The sequence below is a fragment of the Hydrogenophaga intermedia genome (genome assembly GCF_023715105.1).
GTDB lineage: Bacteria > Pseudomonadota > Gammaproteobacteria > Burkholderiales > Burkholderiaceae_C > Hydrogenophaga > Hydrogenophaga intermedia_A.
The window spans coordinates 1-1416 of sequence record NZ_JAMBNO010000069.1; the positions used below are offsets into that span (position 1 = coordinate 1).

Below are 1416 nucleotides of genomic sequence, written 5' to 3' on the forward strand. Positions count from 1 at the left end.
GAACAAAGCGACGGCATCGGGCAGGTGAACACGGCGGTGAGCCAGCTGGACCAGATGACGCAGCAGAACGCGGCGCTGGTGGAAGAAAGCGCTGCAGCGGCGCAGAGCCTGAAGGATCAGGCGACCCGGCTGGCCGACGTGGTGCAGCAATTCCGCATCGGACACGACGTGGCTGCCCCGCTGGCGGCCCCTGCGACGACCGCCACCCCTGCCCCGATCCCCGCCCGTCCCATTCGACAACAGCCACCGGTGAAGGCCGCGACACCGGCTGAGCTCAGGAAGGAGACCCCCGCGGCCATCCGCCCACCCGCCACGCCCGCAAAGACGGACGAGGGTGACTGGGAGAGTTTCTGAAGCCAGGCGGGAATTCCCCCGCCCAGCCACACCCGGAGTTCGACATGAATGTTTTCGCCCGCCTCAAGATTGGCCAACGCCTGTACCTCGGCTTTGCCGTGGTACTGGCCCTGCTGGTTGGCGTGACCGCCCTGGCCTGGAGCGGCCTCAAGGCCTCCCAGGCCGCCACCGAACGTGTGGTCGTCATGGAAAAGCGCGCTGCTGCCACAGGTGAGTGGATTCACAGCACGCGCTTGAACATCAACCGCGTGCTGGCCGTGGCCCGCTCGCGCAACGATCCTACGGTGGATGCGCATTTCAAGCCGCTGATCGCCAAGACCACCGAGCGCATCAACGAGGTGCAGAAGGCGCTGGAGGCCGAGATCAGCAGCGAGCGCGGCAAGGCCCTGCTGGCCGAGATAGGCACCAAGCGTGGTGAATACATCGCTGTGCGCAAGACCTACTTCGAGGCCCTCAAGACAGGCGATACCGCCGCTGCCGATGGCATCCTCGAAAAGGGACTGATGCCCGCCGCCGACGCCTACAGCGCCAAGCAGCAGGAACTGCTGGATTACCAGCGCGAGCTGGTCGATCAAGCGGTGCAAGCCTCCGGGCAGACCGTGCAACGCCAGATCGCCACGCTGTTCGGCCTCGCCGGCCTGGCCGTGGTCCTTGCGGTGCTGCTCGCCTGGCGCATCACGCGTTCGGTCACGCAGCCGCTGATCGAGGCCGTGGCCGTGAGCCGGGACGTGGCGCAAGGCGATCTCACACGTGAGGTCAGCACCACGCGCGCCGACGAGCTGGGTGACCTCATCCGCGCGCTGGCCGAGATGAAGGGCTCGCTCGTCAACACCGTGGGCCTGGTCCGCCAGGCGACCGACAGCATCAACACCGCGTCGGTGGAAATCGCCACCGGCAACCAGGACCTGTCGGCGCGCACGGAGCAGACGGCCTCGAACCTGCAGCAGACCGCAGCGAGCATGGAGCAGCTCACCAGCACGGTGCGCCAGAGCGCCGATGCGGCGCGCCAGGCCAACCAGCTCGCTGCCAGCGCCGCCGAGATCGCCCAGCGCGGCGGCTCGG

At 67.7% G+C, this 1416-nt stretch carries 1 protein-coding gene and 1 pseudogene; both read left to right on the top strand.

Annotation, left to right across the window (positions count from 1 at the left end; all coding sequences use genetic code 11):
• Positions 1-354: pseudogene (locus M3149_RS22575) on the top strand (methyl-accepting chemotaxis protein); the annotation flags it as partial.
• A 44-nt stretch (positions 355-398) separates the two neighbouring features.
• Positions 399-1416: methyl-accepting chemotaxis protein (locus tag M3149_RS22580; RefSeq protein WP_285887489.1), on the top strand; the 1018-nt coding region annotated here is incomplete at its 3' end.